The sequence below is a fragment of the Allosphingosinicella sp. genome, assembly GCF_036570505.1.
GTDB lineage: Bacteria > Pseudomonadota > Alphaproteobacteria > Sphingomonadales > Sphingomonadaceae > Allosphingosinicella.
The window spans coordinates 1-15,252 of sequence record NZ_DATCYB010000007.1; the positions used below are offsets into that span (position 1 = coordinate 1).

The following is a 15,252-nucleotide window of genomic DNA, read 5'->3' on the forward strand; positions in this document are numbered from 1 at the left end:
GCAGACGTTCAAATGAGGAGGCTGAGACGATGTGTGACACGATGTCACACATTCGAGGCCGGCGGCCGGATGACGACCGATGATCCGTCGTCAGCCATCCAATGGCCCCTTAAACCGTTTTAAGTGGGTTTAAGAGGCCGGTTGGACGATTTTTCGCACCCTCGGGCCAGGAGGCTCTTTGAGCGTGTTCTACGCGGCCTGGGCGGCACCGCTGTCCGACTCTTGGGAGAGCCGGTGTAAAAGGTGTGTGGCCTCTTCCATGCGCCTTTCGGCGTTCTCTCCGAAGAGCTCAATGGCCTTGCCTAGAGCGAATGTCTGATCCGCAGCATGTTCGTCGCGGCTGCTGACGTTGTCCCGCACGAGCATCGCGAGGTGCCGGCAGTGCATTGCAAACGAGTGGGCGTCGTGCAGCAGGAGGTCGACCTCGCGGAGAAGGTTGGCAGGCGTGTCTATTTCCTGGTTCATTCTCATCATTTTCCCCTTCTCAGTTGTGCAGGATTGTTAGGCTGGCAGCAGTTCGCGCACGACGTCTGCGGTAACTTTGCCCTCGGGGGCCTCCCGGCGGCAAATGTCGAGCAGGCGTTCCGCCTGGCGAAGATCGCGTTTGATGCGTGCTTGGCTGAAATAAGCTACGAACTCGCGCAGCGCTCCCGCGTCGGTGACGCCTCTCGATTGGGCGAACAGCGTTAGATCGGTATCGTTGATGTGAGTGTAGGCCAAGGGCACTTCAAACAATAGACGACTGCGAACCGCACCCGACAAAACGCTTTCGCCGCCAAGACTCTCCGCCAGGGCGAATTCGTTGTTGCCGACGAAGATGAGGCCTACGGGGAATGGAGTGGTGGTGCGATCGTGGTCATTCCAGAAGCGCAGAAGGTCGATGGCTTCTTTCGACAGATATTGAGCCTCATCGAAAATGAAGGTGAACCTGGGCGGGTTAGGCCACGCTTCCGCGTCGTAAGCGTTGTAGAGGAAAAGTTCCGAAAGCAGCGAGAAAATCATAGAGCGTAGCGTCCAGGTCGCGTTGCTTAGCTGGGTGCCAAGCGGTCTATCGTGCAGACGCCGCAATTCCTCGACGACCCGTTGCATCACACCGCCGGCGGTTGCCCCGCGCTTTGTCGCGCCAGGCTCAACCTTGACTACGGCGCACTCGCATTCGTGCCTTCCGGCGAAGGCGTCGATCGCCGTCGTCTTCCCAATGCCCCAAGGTCCGGAAATGACTGAGATTCCGCACTCCTGATGCGTCAGCTCCATTCGCGACAGCATGAGGCGCGCGACTGTGGTATCGACGAACGGCAGGGCGTTAGTTCCGGTTCGCAAGGTATTTCTCCAGGCGTTCGGTTTCGGCGAGTTGGCGAGCGATGAGGCGTTGCTCGGCGGTCGGCTGTTCGGCACGCTTCGCTTCCGCCGCGATACGTGCACCGGCAAAGCGTTCGGCTTCAGGCGACAGCATTACGTCGATTAAGGGGGCCGGCGCCGCTGCCGTGGGAAGCCTTGTGACCCGTTCGCGCACATTTGCCAGCGGATCGACCCGGTTGGCTTCTGTCCTGAGCTGGCGCACCGCCTGGTTCCGGCGCTTCTGCAAGCGGCTCGTTTCGACGGCTCCCGAGATGTCGCCTGGTAGGGTCAGCATTTCGGGTTCGAGACCTACCCAGCCGACACCAGGAAGGTCTGCGAGCGGCCAAGCTGAGCGCCGATACGGCTTGACGACACGGACTCGCCGCCCCGTGAACGCCGCCAACTCCGGGTGGCGAAATCGATCTGGACCGATGGTGATCACGCCGCGATCGATCTTCCGTTCGCCGAGTTGCTTGGCAAAGGCGCAATCGAGCGCGAGAGGATCGACGGAGACCGGCCTCCATCCGTTGACGACGTGATCGCGGTAGATTTGCATCGGGCTCCGGCCGGCAAAGGGACCGGTGCGGATTGCGAATTCTTGGAAGTCGGTCAGGCGAAGGAAGAATTCTTCTTCAAACGTCTCAACCGGACCGGCGTAGGGATTCGCCGCCTTACCCACGCGCTGGACCTTTTTGTCCATGCGATTTGAGCCGGTCCAACCGTCCATGAGTGACACGACGTGGCGGTCGATTACCGAGAACTTGCTCTCGATGGGCTTGGAGGCACCGGAGTAGGGACGTGCCTTAATGATGACCCGCGCGCCTTCGTCGTTGATCAACTTGAGAGCTTCGCGGATCAGCTCGAAATGCGCGTATTCTGACCCGTTGTCGTAGTAGAGCTGTTGCGGGAAGCCCCAATCCGGGTCCCGCACCATGTCCAGGAATGCATCTGTCACATGCTCCTGCCGGACGCCTTCTCCCTTGGCCAACAGGATGATCCGGCCGAACAGGCGGCTCGTGCCGGTGTCCAGGAAGCCGAGTAGCTTAGGATAGGCGAGCGAGCCATCCGGACGCGACAACACGCAATCAAGCGGCTTCACGTCCATGACGATCTGCTCCATCGGCAGGAGCTTCGAGTTGTCGCGGCGGATGCGGGGCTTCGCGTCGTCATGGCGCTTCGCGTCGTTTTTCATCGTGTCCACCGCGCTATGGAAGCGCAGGTCCTCCACCCGTCTCCGCGAGATCGTGAAGGCGCTTCGAGGCACATCAAAGCCGCGAGCCCGGCATTCCCGTCGCAGTGAGGTCAGTGCTTCCAACCGAACCCGCTTCCATCCGGCACGCTGAACGGGCGACTGCCACCACCCCGCCAGTTCGCGTGTCAGCCAATCTGAGAGGCTTTCGAGCGCCTCTTGATCATGACCCGCCGCGCGAAAATACTTGTCGAACTGGCGGGAGACCCACACGCGCGGCTGGCCGGCATCCGCGGGCTTCTTGCGGCCGAGCGCGTCGTGATCCCAGCCATGATGCTCGCACTGTTTTACCCACCGCTGTAGGGTCCGGATCGGCACGTCGTGATGAAGACTCGCCTGTCGGATGGCCTGCGCCCGCTCCGGAGTGCCTCTTCCGGTCGGCGCAATCAGCCGGAGCGCCGCATGGCGCCGGCGCTCCGCCGCGGCCTGATTGGGCGCGGCGATGAACTTCGGCGGCAGCCGCGCGGGGGCAACGATTGCTTGACTGTTGGCCTCACCGCAGTCGGCTCTAAATGCCTCCTGAACGTCCTCTGAGAGGCTGCTAAGTAGCACCTCATACCGAACCCCAGAGCGACCACCTCGCCCTTCCACCTGACGGACTATCAATCCGCCCGTCGACTCGACGAGCGCCCGACGAACGCGTTTCCGTGCTGCCTGGGGCGTTATGTCCAGCAGCGAGGCGAACTCGCCGACGCTCAGCCATCCTTGTGAGGACTTCACGCGGCAACTCGCGAGCTGGCGTTGAGGATGCGATCCCGAAGCGCAATGGCTGCTGGCCCGGACTGCTTGCCTTGGAGAACCCGCCAGGCGCGCGCCGGGTCAACATTGTTTCGGCGACACCATGCGCCAAGCGTTGAACCGTTCATGATGAAGGCAGCACGAACCGCTTGCAAAACGTTCGGCTGTGCCGGACTGTTCACTGTCATGGGCCACCCTCAAAAAGCTTCAGCACGGCCAGTTGCGATCAATGCAAACTATTTGTCAATATGGTTTGCACAACATTGGCCGGAAGGTGAGGCTGAGGTGACCGCCTTTTTGTCCAGTGCTGCAAAGGCATTGGGCGGTAGAGAGGCGGACCTGGCGCGCTATATGGGAGTGTCTCGACCCACGCTTTCGAGCTGGAAGACGCGAGGCGCGATCCCCGAATCGCACACGACCTGGTTCTTCGATGAGTTCCCGTATGCGGTGCTTTCCAACACCGCCCCGGCGCCAGGCGATGATCTAAGGCATGCCGGTCTAATCCCCGTTCTTCACTTGCTTAAGGCAACATCCTTCAACCCGTTTGGGTTGCCCCAGGAGCAGTTGGAGGACGCCGCTGTCGAGCTGATCCAGCGTCACCTCCCTGGCCTCGCCCGACTGGCCCTCTTCGTCCAACACCAACTTCGCTTCGAAGAGTGGGTTGGCCAGGATCTTGAAAGGTTCACTGCCGAGGTTCTGCACGGCTTCCTTAAGGTGCTGTCGCCTCGGCTGCTGCGTGGCAGAGCGGTTTCCCAATAGGTTTCCCAATCGATGGCGGACTTCGCGCAAAACCTCGGGAATCCGCGATGTTGCGAATTGGGAAACCGCTAACCATTAGAGATTGGCGCGCAGGATGCAGGGAAGTGCCGGATTTCGGCCGAAACCGGCTATGTGGATGGCGGCATTGGGAAACCACGCGCCGCGCCAATCTCTATGGGCCGCTCCACTAACCCTCGCAGGTCTAAGCACCGACGTCTTGTGTTGCGTGAATGCAACACTACATCGCGCCTGACCATCAGAAGGGGCCATCATGAACCTCGAGAAATTCACCGATCGGGCACGAGGATTCCTCCAGTCGGCGCAGACCGTCGCGGTGCGCATGAACCATCAGCGGATTGCTCCCGTGCATTTGCTGAAGGCGCTGCTCGAGGACGAACAGGGCATGGCCTCGGGCCTCATAGCCCGCGCCGGTGGCAGCGCGCAGGCGGCGCTGCGCGAAACCGACGACGCGCTTGCCAAGGTGCCGGCAGTGTCGGGCAGCGGCGCCACCGCCGCGCCGGCACTGGATGGCGAAATCATCCGCGTCCTCGACCAGGCCGAGCAGATCGCCAACAAGGCGGGGGACAGCTATGTCACCGTCGAGCGGCTTCTGCTGGCCCTCGCCATGTCCAAGACCGATGCGGGCAAGGCGCTCACCGATGCCGGCGTGATACCGGAGGGGTTGAATGCAGCGATCAACGCGCTGCGCGGCGGGCGGACGGCGGATACCGCGTCGGCCGAGGACCGCTACGACGCGCTCAAGAAGTTCGCGCGCGACCTGACGCAGGCGGCACGGGATGGGAAGCTCGACCCCGTGATCGGCCGCGACGAGGAGATCAGGCGGACGATTCAGATCCTCGCCCGGCGCACCAAGAACAACCCGGTGCTCATCGGCGACCCCGGCGTCGGCAAGACGGCGATCGCCGAGGGGCTGGCGCTGCGCATCGCCAATGGCGACGTGCCCGATACCTTGAAGGACCGGCGGCTGATGGCGCTCGACCTGGGCAGCCTGATCGCCGGCGCCAAATATCGCGGCGAGTTCGAGGAGCGCCTGAAGGGCGTGCTCGACGAGGTCCGCCAGGCCGAGGGCGAGATCGTCCTCTTCATCGACGAGATGCACACGCTGATCGGCGCCGGCAAGGGCGAGGGCGCGATGGACGCTTCGAACCTCCTGAAGCCGGCGCTGGCGCGGGGCGAGCTGCACTGCATCGGCGCGACCACGCTCGACGAATATCGAAAGCACGTCGAGAAGGACCCGGCGCTGCAGCGGCGCTTCCAGCCGGTCTTCATCGGCGAGCCGACCGTGGAGGACACGATCTCGATCCTGCGCGGATTGAAAGAGAAATACGAGCTGCACCACGGCGTGCGCATCACCGACGCGGCACTGGTCGCGGCTGCGACGCTCAGCAACCGCTACATCACCGACCGCTTCCTGCCCGACAAGGCGATCGACCTGATGGACGAGGCCGCCTCGCGCCTGCGCATGGAGGTCGAATCCAAGCCGGAGGAGATCGAGGCGCTCGACCGGCGGATCATCCAGCTCAAGATCGAACGCGAGGCGCTGAAGAAGGAGAGCGACAAGGCGTCGAAGGATCGGCTCGCGACCCTGGAAAGCGAGCTCGCCAATCTCGAACAGCAGTCGGCCGAACTGACGGGACGCTGGCAGGCCGAAAAGGACAAGATCGCCGGGGAATCGAAACTGAAGGAGCAGCTCGACGCGGCCCGGCTGGAGCTGGAGCAGGCGCAGCGCGCCGGCGATCTCGCCAAGGCCGGCGAGCTGGCCTACGGCACGATCCCGACGCTGGAAAAGCGGCTCGCCGACGCTGAGGCCGCGAGCGAAGGCGCGATGCTGCGCGAGGAAGTGACCAGTGAGGACATCGCCTCGATCGTCTCGCGCTGGACGGGCATCCCGGTCGACAAGATGCTGGCGGGCGAGCGCGAGAAGCTGCTCCAGATGGAGGCGCAACTGGGCAAGCGCGTGATCGGCCAGGAGGATGCGGTGAAGGCCGTCTCCGCCGCCGTCCGCCGCTCACGCGCGGGCCTTCAGGACCCGAACCGTCCGCTGGGTTCCTTCCTGTTCCTCGGACCCACCGGCGTCGGCAAGACCGAACTCACCAAGGCGCTCGCCGAGTTCCTGTTCGACGATTCGAGCGCGATGGTGCGGATCGACATGTCGGAATTCATGGAAAAGCACAGCGTTGCCCGACTGATCGGCGCGCCTCCCGGCTATGTCGGCTATGAGGAAGGCGGCGTCCTGACCGAGGCGGTGCGGCGGCGGCCCTATCAGGTCGTGCTGTTCGACGAGGTCGAGAAGGCGCATTCGGACGTGTTCAACATCCTCCTCCAGGTGCTCGACGACGGCCGCCTCACCGACGGCCAGGGGCATGTGGTGGACTTCTCCAACACGATCATCATCCTGACCTCGAACCTCGGCAGCCAGTATCTGTCATCGATGACGGAGGGGCAGAGCGTGGAGGATATCGAGCCGCAGGTTATGGAGGTAGTGCGCGGCCATTTCCGGCCGGAGTTCCTCAACCGCCTGGATGAGATCATCCTGTTCCACCGCCTAGGCCAGGATCATATGGGCCCCATCGTCGACATCCAGGTCGGCCGCGTCCAAAAACTGCTGGCCGACCGCAAGATCAAGCTGGACCTGACCGACGGCGCCCGCGCCTGGCTCGGCCGGGTCGGCTACGACCCCGTCTATGGCGCCCGCCCGCTGAAGCGCGCGGTGCAGAAATACCTCCAGGACCCGCTGGCGGACGCCATCCTCAAAGGCGAGGTGCCGGATGGATCGACGGTTCGGGTGGAGGAAGGAGACGGAAAGCTGCTGCTGACAACTATCCAGTAGACGGGTTCTTCATTCCCGACCGTCCGATAGTGGCGCACGGCGCTTTTCCAGAAGCTGCTGGGTCTTCTCGGAGAGGCGCCTTGTGTCCTCGATGCTGGCGCGCAGAGAAGCCTGGGCCTGCTCGATCTCGCGCAGGCGATCGTCCTCGAACTTGATACTCATATTGATGCAGCCCCCTACGAGGTTGGGCCATTAACCTCAATCGGCCGGCCTTGGTTCCTCCGCCCGCCGCGTTTCCGGAACGAAATCGGGTGAAGCGAGTCCTCTACTGGGAGCAGGGTCCGGGCGCTGGAATCCCAACCGCTAGCGCCGCGGACGCGCGACGTCGAAGGCGACGCTTAGCCGCTCGCCTTCCTCGAAGGGCACGGTCCCGTGCCACATGGTGGAGGGGAAGAGGACCAGGCGGCCGGGCTTCGGTTCGACCATCCGTGTCGGCTCGAGGTCGAGCTTCAGCTCCGATTGCGCGCCGAATTGCAGCCAGCCCGCCGGCGGCGGCCCTCGCTCCGCGTCGTCCGGTAGCGAGATATAAAGTGCCGAACTAATCCAGCCGGCCGGGTGGATGTGGCTGGAATGATGCCCCTGCCGCGGCAGCCGCACCGACCACGAGCCGGCAAAGCGAACCGGCCCTTCGCGCGCCAAGCCGAGGAACGGATGAGAGGCGTCGAACGGCGGCAGCTCGGCGATATAGCGTTCGACCGTCCGTACGATCGCCGCCCGCAATTTCTGGATCTCCGGTTCGATCCGCCGGAACAATATCCCGTCCGTCTGGGTGCCGCCGCGCACCGACTGCTCCAGCGGCTGATGCGTTGCATTATGGAGCGAGCGGAGCACCTCGGCGAGGCGGCCGAGCGCCGGCTGCAGCTCTTCGATATCGAATTGGCCGATCAGGCGCGGATCCCCCTCCAGCCACGTCCAGCGCTTGTCGTCTCTCATCCGCCAGGCAAGCGACACATAAGGCCACATTAGCTCCGCCTCCGGACCTTCGGTCCAGCGCTCGGCCACCGCCGCCGCTTCCTCCGGGCGACGTGAGCGGAGGAGGTGGCGAACGTGGCGGACCGCAAGGAGGATGTGGTCGATCGTAAGAGCCGAGAACAGCCGATCCGCCGCCGCGACATCGCCGATCTCGTCGAGGCATATCGCCTCGTTGATGTCGAACACCGGATGCGGGCCGACCGCGGCGCGTCCCCGCGCGATCGCATCCAGCGCCTTGCCGAACTGTTCGGCGTGCATGAGCTTGGAGATAAGTTCACGCCATAACCTGATGTCGCGAGGCGCTGTGGCAAGGGCGCGCTCATAGCCTCTCGTGAACCCGTCCCGGTCGCCCACCAGCCAGTAGAGCCGCGCCAGAAAGGCGTGGCCTGGCAGCCATCCCGGATGCGCTTCCACCGCCGCCTCGACATCCAAGGCAACCGTGTCCGGACCGGCCTCGGCCAGCAGGGCGGCGGATCTCCCCAGCAGGACGTTCCCCTTGGTTGGGTCCAGCCTCAGCGCCCTGTCGAATAGCCTGGTCGCGGGAAGCCCTGCTTCGAACGCCGCCTGAGCCAGGCCGTGGGCGATCAGCGCATCATTGGGAGCCAGCGAGGCGGCGTGTCGAAAGGCGGCCGTCGCCGGCTCCAGCCGATCGAGAGCACGATAGAGGAGCCCCATCACCTGCCACAGACGTGGATGCCTGGGAAAGGCTCGCGCCGCCGCTTCGACGCGCAGCAACACCTGGGCCTCCGTTCCGTCCTTCAGCGCGGCGAGACCGAGGTTGGCCGCGGCATCGGGATCGAGAGCCGTTGCGGCCGGCCGGATCGTGACGGAGCCGGACACTAGACCGACTCCCCGATGCCGGCGTCGCTCGCCGCCATCGCCGCCGCCACCGCCTCGCGCTCCAGCGGCGAGAGGCCGGGGTGCCAACAATCGACGATCAGGATGACGCGAAGCGCGTCGCTGTCGTTGGCCGCCTCATGTTCGATCGTGTCGTCGAACACCCAGGCCGCGCCGCGCTTCCACTCGCGGGTCTCCGCCCCGACGCGAAACCAGCAGCCGTCGGGCACGATGAGCGGAAGATGGCAGACGAGACGCGTGTTGGCGACGCCGGTATGGGGCGGGATGTGCTTGCCCGGTGCCAGCAGGGAAAACATGGCGTTGGGCGTCCGCTCGGAGATGCGTGGCTGGGGGATCGCGGCGATCGCCGCCATGGTTCGCGGGCAATGACTCGCATTGGCCTCGATCCGGTGGCCGTTCTGCAGCAGATGGATCGCCGTCCAGTCGCGCGACTGGTTGAGGGCCTTCCACTGCCGCAGCGGCAGGTCCTCCGAATATTGGATATAGGGCACGAGCTCCGCCCGCTGCGCGTTCACCACCGCCTCGAATTCATCGGCGATCGCGTCGGTCGCCGCCTCAAGGCCTTCCAGCCAGGGAAAGTCTTCCCGGTCATGAAACTCGCGCTCGACGAGGCCGGGATAATGGAAATGGGTCGGTTCGGAATGATAGGGGTGGGTGACACGCGCGATGTTGGTCCGGAATCGAGCTATCCGAGCCGCCTCGGCGGGGGTGGCCTGCTCGCCTATCGCCGCGGTCGCATCCGCGAGCCGTTGCTGGGTATCGGCGACGAAGAGGGCATATTGCGCTTCGGCATGCGCCACCGTCGCCGCGAGATGGGGCGGTATCGGATCGGGCCGCTGCGCCAGCGCCTCGCCGTAAGCCTCCCGGGCCCGCGCTCCGAAGCCCGCGCGTTCGAGCAGGCTCGCCCTCAGGAGGCGGGCAACGAAATCATAGGGATCGGCCCTGAGCGCACCCGAGACCGCCTCCAGGGCCGCATCGACGTCGCCCGCCGCGCGGCACATGGCGGCGAGCTTCATCCAGCCCTCCAGCCGATCCGGCGCTTCGGCCACGGCGCGCTGAAGCAGCGCGCGCGCCGACCCGAAATCCTTTCGGGCGGCGGCCGCGTCCGCTTCGAGTTCGCTTGCCGTTGGCGGGCCGGTCATGGCGCCCTCATATCGGGCGGGGCCCAAAAAGAAAATGGCGGGCCCCGAGGGACCCGCCATCAAGTTCAACACTGTCCTTCGACTTAGAAGTCGAGCGTGATGCCGGCGTAGATGTAGCGGCCAGCCACGTCATACACCTGGGCGTAGGTGTTGGCGCAGACGACGGCCGGGCAAGCCTGCGAACCAGCCAGCGGCGGGTTGCTGTCGAACACGTTGTTGACGCCGAGCCGGAAGTTATAGTTGTCCATCACGCGGAACGTCGCCGCCAGATCGATGTAGTTCATCGCCCTCAGCTTATCATGCGCAGGCTGCGAGGTTCCTTCCAGTGCCGGCTGGCTGCTGGTCGTATCCTGCTTGACGCTGCCGAAGTGGCGCCACTGGACGGACAGGCCGATGTCACTCGGAGTCGTCCAGGTGACACGCGCCTTGTGACGATATTCGGGGTTCGGCGTGCCGCAGACGTTGCCGTAGAGGCCGACGCAGTCAAAGGGCTCGTTGATACCATCGTCGGTGATCAGCTCGTTGAGCCAGGTGCCGACGATGCTGGCGCTGAGCGAGCCCATCGAGCCCAGCTCAGTCCCGTAGCTGACGTTGAAGTCGATGCCCGTGGTCGAAAGGCTGCCGATGTTCTGGTTGGTAGCCTCGACGAAACCCGTATTTCCGATCCACAGCGAACCACGCGTGTCGCGGTGAATCAGGCTGCAGAGAAATGGATCGCCTGTGTCGATGCAGGTCTCAATGGTCACGTCCGGGTTGAGGATCGAGATCGCGCCATCGAGCGTGATGTCGAAATAATCAACCGTCGCCGCAAACCCGGGCAGGAATGTCGGCGTCAGCACGACACCCACCGTGTAGGTATCCGCCACTTCCGGATCCAGGTCCGGATTGCCGCCGACCAACCCATTATACTGGGCGGCCGGGTTTTCGGGAATGTTGCCGTACTGAGCCGCGGTTACGCCGGTAAGGGCGCATTGAGCCTGAGTGGCATCGGGAACGCCGTCGCAAGGATCGAAAGTACCGACGAGCACGACGTTCTGCGGCGAGAACAGCTCGACCACGTTCGGCGCGCGAACGGCGCGGTTGTAGCCGCCGCGGAGCCGGATATCCCGGGTCGGGGCAAGCTCGGCCTCGATCTTGTAGGTGTCGGTGTTGACGCCCGTTGAATAGTCCGAATAGCGATAGCCCGCATTGATCAGGAATTCTTCGATGAAGCTGTCCTGGATGATCGGGATACGAACTTCGCCGAAGAGTTCCTTGACGTCGAACGAACCACTGATCGGCGTCGAGGCGCCGCCCGAGCCTGCAAGGTCGCCTTCCTGCGACGGACGGTCAGGCAGGAAGTCCAGGGACTCCTTGCGATATTCCGTGCCGACGTTGATGCCGACGCCGTCATTGGCCCAGGGGAAGCGAACGCCGTGCTGACCGAGATCACCGGTAATCGATGCGTTGAAGACGCTCTCTTCGGTGATGCCGCGCGTGATGGCGGGCGTCTGGAGATAAGCGAGAGACGCCGGGTTAACCGAACCGAACGAGAAAAAGTCGTAGGGAACGCATCCGTCGGCGGTTCCTGCCAGAACCGAACGGCAGACCGGCGCGCCGGTGTCCGGATCGGTAACGACGTCAAGAGCCCGACCGATGCGCTGGACCGAGAAGTCGTTGCGCGAAATGCTCGGGTTGGTGACGCGGCCGAACTGGTAGTAGGCGTCGTAGGACCAGGCCGGGCTCAGATCACCGCGGACACCGCCGACGATGCGGAAATCGGTGTGCTGGATGTCGCTGACGCGACCACCGCCCTCGACATTGCGACGGCCCGGATAAACGACCGCACGGTTGAAGTCGGCGAGGCCGGGCACGCCGCCCGGGAACACGGTCGCGCGCTCGTCAATATTCGGCGTCGTCGGATCGTCAACTGCGGTTTCGTCGAAGCCGACCAGGTTTTCCGGGGTGCAGATAACAGAAACCTGCTGCGCCGAAAGCAACGGATTGTCACAGTTGATGAAACCGGTGTTAAAGAAGATGCCCGACGGCGCGATCTGCGCCAACGTGCGATCGTCCATGAACATCACTTCGAGGTACGGCTCGACCGCTGTGCTGATCTCGTAGTTGGCGAAGGCGCCGAGCACATAACGCTCGTCCGGACGCTGGAAGTGGTTGTACGGTCCAAAGTTGAACGGCGGGTTGGTCGCCGCGGTCGACGGGATGAACGTGCCGTTCGGGCCGACCGTGAAGTTGCCGACGTTGGTGATGAACGTGCCGAGCGCAGTGGTGCCCGAACCGCTGCAGCTGAAGGCGTCGGTGTCGCTCGCCGCGGCGAGAGTGCAAGCACCATAGTCGCGGTCGCGCTGCAGGATCTGGTTGATCTTGCGATAGCCGGCATAGGCGGTGACGTGGCCGCGGCCGTCGTCGAAGCCGGCGCCGATCACGCCCGTGACGTCGAAGGTGCCGCCGTCAACGACGTTGCCGGTCGGATAGGGAAAGCGCGTCGCGTCGAGAGCGTCGGTGACCCGGCTGCCTGCATCGTTATTATGCTGGTAGAAGGAATATTGGCTGTCGAGCCGGAAGCCCTCGAAATCGGTGTCGAGGATGAAGTTGACAACGCCCGAGATCGCGTCCGAACCATAGACCGACGAGGCACCGCCGGTCAGCACGTCGATCCGGTCAACGAGCGCGGCCGGAATGATGTTGATGTCGGCGGCCGAAGAGCCGGTGTCGCCCGGCAGCAGACGGCGGCCGTTCACCAGCACCAGGGTGCGCTGCGCACCGAGGCCGCGAAGGTTGATGGTCGCGGTGCCGGACGCGCCGTTGGCGATATTGCCGCCCTGGCCGGCGAAGACCTGCGGCAGCGAGTTGATGAGGTCTTCCGTCCGGGTGATGCCCTGGAGCTTCACTTCCTGGCTGTTGACGACGGTGACCGGGCTGGCGCCCTCGAGCTGGGGACGGGCGATACGCGAACCGGTGACGATGATGGCATCGCCCGTGGCCGCTTCGTCAGCCGCGATCTCAGCCTGGTCAGCGACCGAGGACGCGCCAGTGACGGATGCATTCGGCTCCTCGGCTTCCTGCGCCCAGGCCGGCGTGGCGAGGCTCGCCGCGCCGAGAATGATGGTCGACGCCAAGAGGCGCTGACGGAAATTGGATTGCATATTAAGTCCCCTAGCAAGCGACGGCGCGCCGTCTAAAAACTCCCAGAAACCGGCGGAATAGGGCATTGGCCCGCCCCCCGCAGATCGCAAAAACGGCCCAAAAAGCACGTCTTCGATGTCAGGCTTTATGACAGTAGGCGAAGCCGAAGCAACGGAAAGGGTGCACCTTGAGGCGATATCCGGGGCGAATGTAGCAATTTGGTCACAGTCCGAATCCGCATCGGCCATGGCCCGCCCCGCGCCGGATATGCCCGCAGCCGCTTGCCAGCGGGCGGGCGGTGACTCTACGATGCGGCGAAAGTTGGGAGGACCTTCGATGCATTACGGCCACAGGATCGCCATCGCCGCTTCAGCCCTCGCTCTCGCCGCGCCCCTGCCGGCGGCCGCACAGGAGAAGGACCCCCCGCGCTCGGCGGCCCTCAAGAAGCTGGTGGACTGCCGGTCGATCGGCGACGCGGCGGAACGGCTTGCCTGCTTCGACCGCGAAGTGGCGGCTGTCGACGCGGCGGAGGCGGCGAACAAGTTGGTCGTCGTGGACCGCGAGCAGATCCGCAAGACGCGGCGGACCCTGTTCGGGCTGGCGCTGCCCGATCTCGGTATCTTCGGAGGCGGCGACGATGAAGGGGAAGAAGAGGGCGTCTCGAGGATCGAAAGCACGATCAAGAACGTCACACGCGGCTCCTACGGCCGCTGGATCATGACGCTCGAGGACGGTGCGGTCTGGGCCCAGACCGACGACCGCAATCTTCCGCGCTGGCCCAAGGCCGGCCAGCCGATCGTGATCAAGCGCGCCGCGCTCGGCTCCTTCATGGCCAATGTGAACGAGCAGAACGGGATTCGCGTCGAGCGCCTTCGCTAAGCTCCCATCATCGGGCCCGCTAGCAACAGTGGATCCAGCCTCGCCTCGTTCCATTTGAGGCTCCAGTGAAGGTGCGGGCCGGTCGCCCGGCCGGTGGCGCCGACCGTGCCGATGAGTTGCCCCTGCCGTACCGCCTGGCCGGCTCGCACGGCGACCGTAGCGAGATGGAGGAAGGCGCTGTTGAGGCCCATGCCGTGGTCGACGATGACGAGATTGCCCTCCAGGCTGAACATCGGCGGCCCGGCCAGGACGACGACGCCGTCGGCCGGGGCGACGACCGAAGCGCCGGCCCCCGGCGCGATGTCGATGCCGCTGTGATAGGAGCCCGGCTCGCCGCGATAGATTCGCTGAGCGCCGAAGCGGCCGCTGATTCGGCCGGTGACCGGCCAGATGAAATCCTGCCGCCAGCCCTCCGTCTGGGATCGGGCGGCGCGGGCGGCGTTGATTCGAGCGACCTCGCGCTCGCGGATGCGAAGGAATTCCTCGCTGGACCGCCCCTGACGAAGCGCGGCGTCGACATGCTCGATGTCCCAGGCCCGGGGCGCGATGGCGAGGTCGCGTCGCACCGAGCGGCCGTCGACGAGCGTCGCCACGAGGACGGCGGTCGCGGATTGATCGCGATCGAAGCCGAGCAGGAATCGTCCGTCGTCGCCAAATGGGACGGGCTCTTCGTCGAGGGTCAGGCGCGCGGTTCCGCCCGGCGCGGTACCGAGGACGACGCCGCCTTGGGAGAAGGCGCCGTCAAGGATGAAACCCGGCCGCGCAAGTTCGGCGATCGCGGCGGCCCGCTCTTTCGGAGCCGGGGCCGGAGCGGCGGGCGACGGCGGCGCGGAAGGGACGCAGCTTGCGAGGAACAGGGAAGCGAGGAGGCGGACGTAACGCCGCCTCATCCGCGCGCTTCAGCCTCGTTCGAAGCCTCGGCGTCGGCATAGGCCTCCTGCCGGTCGATGCTCCAGTATCGCAGCTTGTCCAGGGGGATGGGCTTGCCGGTCACGGCGCAGACGACATGATCGCCGGGGCTCAGCATCCGGAACGTTCCCGCCATGTAATGGAGCCTGGCGGGGCGGGTCTTGTTGGACATCAGCATCGGTTCGACTCCATCACAGCAGCTTGGGTTGATCGGGCTTGGGCGCCGAATAGGATCCCCGGCGCGTTCGCTCAACCCCGTCAACGGTGGCGTCGACCGGGCCATCTCCGAACACCAGCCGCAGCCGGCCGGCATCCCTGGCAGCGGCCGACGAGACGAGGGTGCGGCCTTGCCGGTCCTCGATCCGCGCATAACCGCGTTGCAGCGGTCGGTTCGGGTGCGCCAGCTGGGCAAGGCGCCACAGCGATTCGAGCCG

Annotated in this window: 12 protein-coding genes and 1 pseudogene; 3 read left to right on the forward strand and 10 right to left on the reverse strand. The window is 64.7% G+C overall.

Going from position 1 to position 15,252, the window contains the following annotated elements; translation table 11 throughout:
* Nucleotides 1–189: 189 nt before the first annotated feature.
* The 3 genes from VIR62_RS00320 to VIR62_RS00330 are packed head-to-tail and all read right to left on the reverse strand — an operon-like array spanning nucleotide 190 to nucleotide 3,307.
* Nucleotides 190–465 carry a hypothetical protein gene (locus tag VIR62_RS00320; RefSeq protein WP_431867704.1) on the reverse strand — a complete coding sequence of 92 codons (276 nt, stop codon included), beginning with the start codon at nucleotides 463–465 and terminating at the stop codon, nucleotides 190–192.
* Between the two features lie 36 nt (nucleotides 466–501).
* On the reverse strand, nucleotides 502–1,320 hold the full coding sequence (locus tag VIR62_RS00325) for an AAA family ATPase (RefSeq protein ID WP_431867706.1): 819 nt from the start codon (nucleotides 1,318–1,320) through the stop codon (nucleotides 502–504).
* Nucleotides 1,304–3,307 carry a hypothetical protein gene (locus VIR62_RS00330; protein ID WP_431867708.1) on the reverse strand — a complete coding sequence of 668 codons (2,004 nt, stop codon included), beginning with the start codon at nucleotides 3,305–3,307 and terminating at the stop codon, nucleotides 1,304–1,306. The genes VIR62_RS00325 and VIR62_RS00330 overlap by 17 nt, the downstream gene beginning before the upstream one ends.
* Nucleotides 3,308–3,451: 144 nt before the next feature.
* On the opposite strand from VIR62_RS00330, the gene VIR62_RS00335 reads away from it, so the two are divergent.
* Together VIR62_RS00335 and clpB are read left to right on the forward strand one after the other, a co-directional pair.
* Complete coding sequence (locus tag VIR62_RS00335) at nucleotides 3,452–4,084, forward strand: helix-turn-helix domain-containing protein (RefSeq protein ID WP_431867710.1); 633 nt, start codon at nucleotides 3,452–3,454, stop codon at nucleotides 4,082–4,084.
* Between the two features lie 271 nt (nucleotides 4,085–4,355).
* Complete coding sequence (clpB, locus tag VIR62_RS00340; protein WP_431867712.1) at nucleotides 4,356–6,935, forward strand: ATP-dependent chaperone ClpB; 2,580 nt, start codon at nucleotides 4,356–4,358, stop codon at nucleotides 6,933–6,935.
* 9 nt (nucleotides 6,936–6,944) lie between these two features.
* On the opposite strand, the gene VIR62_RS00345 is transcribed toward clpB, so the two are convergent.
* The 4 genes from VIR62_RS00345 to VIR62_RS00360 all read right to left on the reverse strand — a co-directional run bounded on the left by VIR62_RS00345 (nucleotide 6,945) and on the right by VIR62_RS00360 (nucleotide 13,116).
* The gene (locus tag VIR62_RS00345) at nucleotides 6,945–7,097 is read right to left on the reverse strand and encodes a hypothetical protein (protein WP_431867713.1); all 153 of its coding nucleotides are present in this window, start codon (nucleotides 7,095–7,097) and stop codon (nucleotides 6,945–6,947) included.
* Between the two features lie 141 nt (nucleotides 7,098–7,238).
* Nucleotides 7,239–8,747, reverse strand: a complete 1,509-nt coding sequence (locus VIR62_RS00350) for a putative 2OG-Fe(II) oxygenase (RefSeq protein WP_431867715.1) — start codon at nucleotides 8,745–8,747, stop codon at nucleotides 7,239–7,241.
* Nucleotides 8,747–9,907 carry an aspartyl/asparaginyl beta-hydroxylase domain-containing protein gene (locus VIR62_RS00355; RefSeq protein WP_431867717.1) on the reverse strand — a complete coding sequence of 387 codons (1,161 nt, stop codon included), beginning with the start codon at nucleotides 9,905–9,907 and terminating at the stop codon, nucleotides 8,747–8,749. Before VIR62_RS00355 ends, VIR62_RS00350 begins: the two co-directional genes overlap by 1 nt.
* 83 nt (nucleotides 9,908–9,990) lie before the next feature.
* Nucleotides 9,991–13,116 carry a TonB-dependent receptor domain-containing protein gene (locus VIR62_RS00360; protein ID WP_431867719.1) on the reverse strand — a complete coding sequence of 1,042 codons (3,126 nt, stop codon included), beginning with the start codon at nucleotides 13,114–13,116 and terminating at the stop codon, nucleotides 9,991–9,993.
* Between the two features lie 250 nt (nucleotides 13,117–13,366).
* On the opposite strand from VIR62_RS00360, the gene VIR62_RS00365 reads away from it, so the two are divergent.
* Nucleotides 13,367–13,909 carry a hypothetical protein gene (locus VIR62_RS00365; RefSeq protein WP_431867721.1) on the forward strand — a complete coding sequence of 181 codons (543 nt, stop codon included), beginning with the start codon at nucleotides 13,367–13,369 and terminating at the stop codon, nucleotides 13,907–13,909.
* Here the strand turns inward: VIR62_RS00365 and VIR62_RS00370 are convergent.
* The 3 genes and pseudogenes from VIR62_RS00370 to VIR62_RS00380 form a co-directional block, all read right to left on the reverse strand.
* Nucleotides 13,906–14,799, reverse strand: a complete 894-nt coding sequence (locus tag VIR62_RS00370) for a M23 family metallopeptidase (RefSeq protein ID WP_431867723.1) — start codon at nucleotides 14,797–14,799, stop codon at nucleotides 13,906–13,908. The two genes, VIR62_RS00365 and VIR62_RS00370, sit on opposite strands and share 4 nt — an antisense overlap.
* Nucleotides 14,796–14,996, reverse strand: coding sequence for a DUF2093 domain-containing protein (locus VIR62_RS00375; protein ID WP_431867725.1), 201 nt, complete (start codon nucleotides 14,994–14,996; stop codon nucleotides 14,796–14,798). Before VIR62_RS00375 ends, VIR62_RS00370 begins: the two co-directional genes overlap by 4 nt.
* Before the next feature lie 13 nt (nucleotides 14,997–15,009).
* Nucleotides 15,010–15,252 (reverse strand): annotated as a pseudogene (locus VIR62_RS00380) (exodeoxyribonuclease VII large subunit); the annotation flags it as partial.

What these genes read in the sequence shown, in the direction of transcription:
- VIR62_RS00320 (WP_431867704.1), bottom strand. Translation starts at nt 465, where the DNA reads ATGAACCAGGAAATAGACACGCCTGCCAACCTTCTCCGCGAGGTCGAC.
- VIR62_RS00335 (WP_431867710.1), top strand. Translation starts at nt 3,452, where the DNA reads ATGATGAAGGCAGCACGAACCGCTTGCAAAACGTTCGGCTGTGCCGGA.
- clpB (WP_431867712.1), top strand. Translation starts at nt 4,356, where the DNA reads ATGAACCTCGAGAAATTCACCGATCGGGCACGAGGATTCCTCCAGTCG.
- VIR62_RS00345 (WP_431867713.1), bottom strand. Translation starts at nt 7,097, where the DNA reads ATGAGTATCAAGTTCGAGGACGATCGCCTGCGCGAGATCGAGCAGGCC.
- VIR62_RS00355 (WP_431867717.1), bottom strand. Translation starts at nt 9,907, where the DNA reads ATGACCGGCCCGCCAACGGCAAGCGAACTCGAAGCGGACGCGGCCGCC.
- VIR62_RS00360 (WP_431867719.1), bottom strand. Translation starts at nt 13,116, where the DNA reads ATGCCCTATTCCGCCGGTTTCTGGGAGTTTTTAGACGGCGCGCCGTCG.
- VIR62_RS00365 (WP_431867721.1), top strand. Translation starts at nt 13,367, where the DNA reads ATGCATTACGGCCACAGGATCGCCATCGCCGCTTCAGCCCTCGCTCTC.
- VIR62_RS00370 (WP_431867723.1), bottom strand. Translation starts at nt 14,799, where the DNA reads ATGAGGCGGCGTTACGTCCGCCTCCTCGCTTCCCTGTTCCTCGCAAGC.
- VIR62_RS00375 (WP_431867725.1), bottom strand. Translation starts at nt 14,996, where the DNA reads ATGCTGATGTCCAACAAGACCCGCCCCGCCAGGCTCCATTACATGGCG.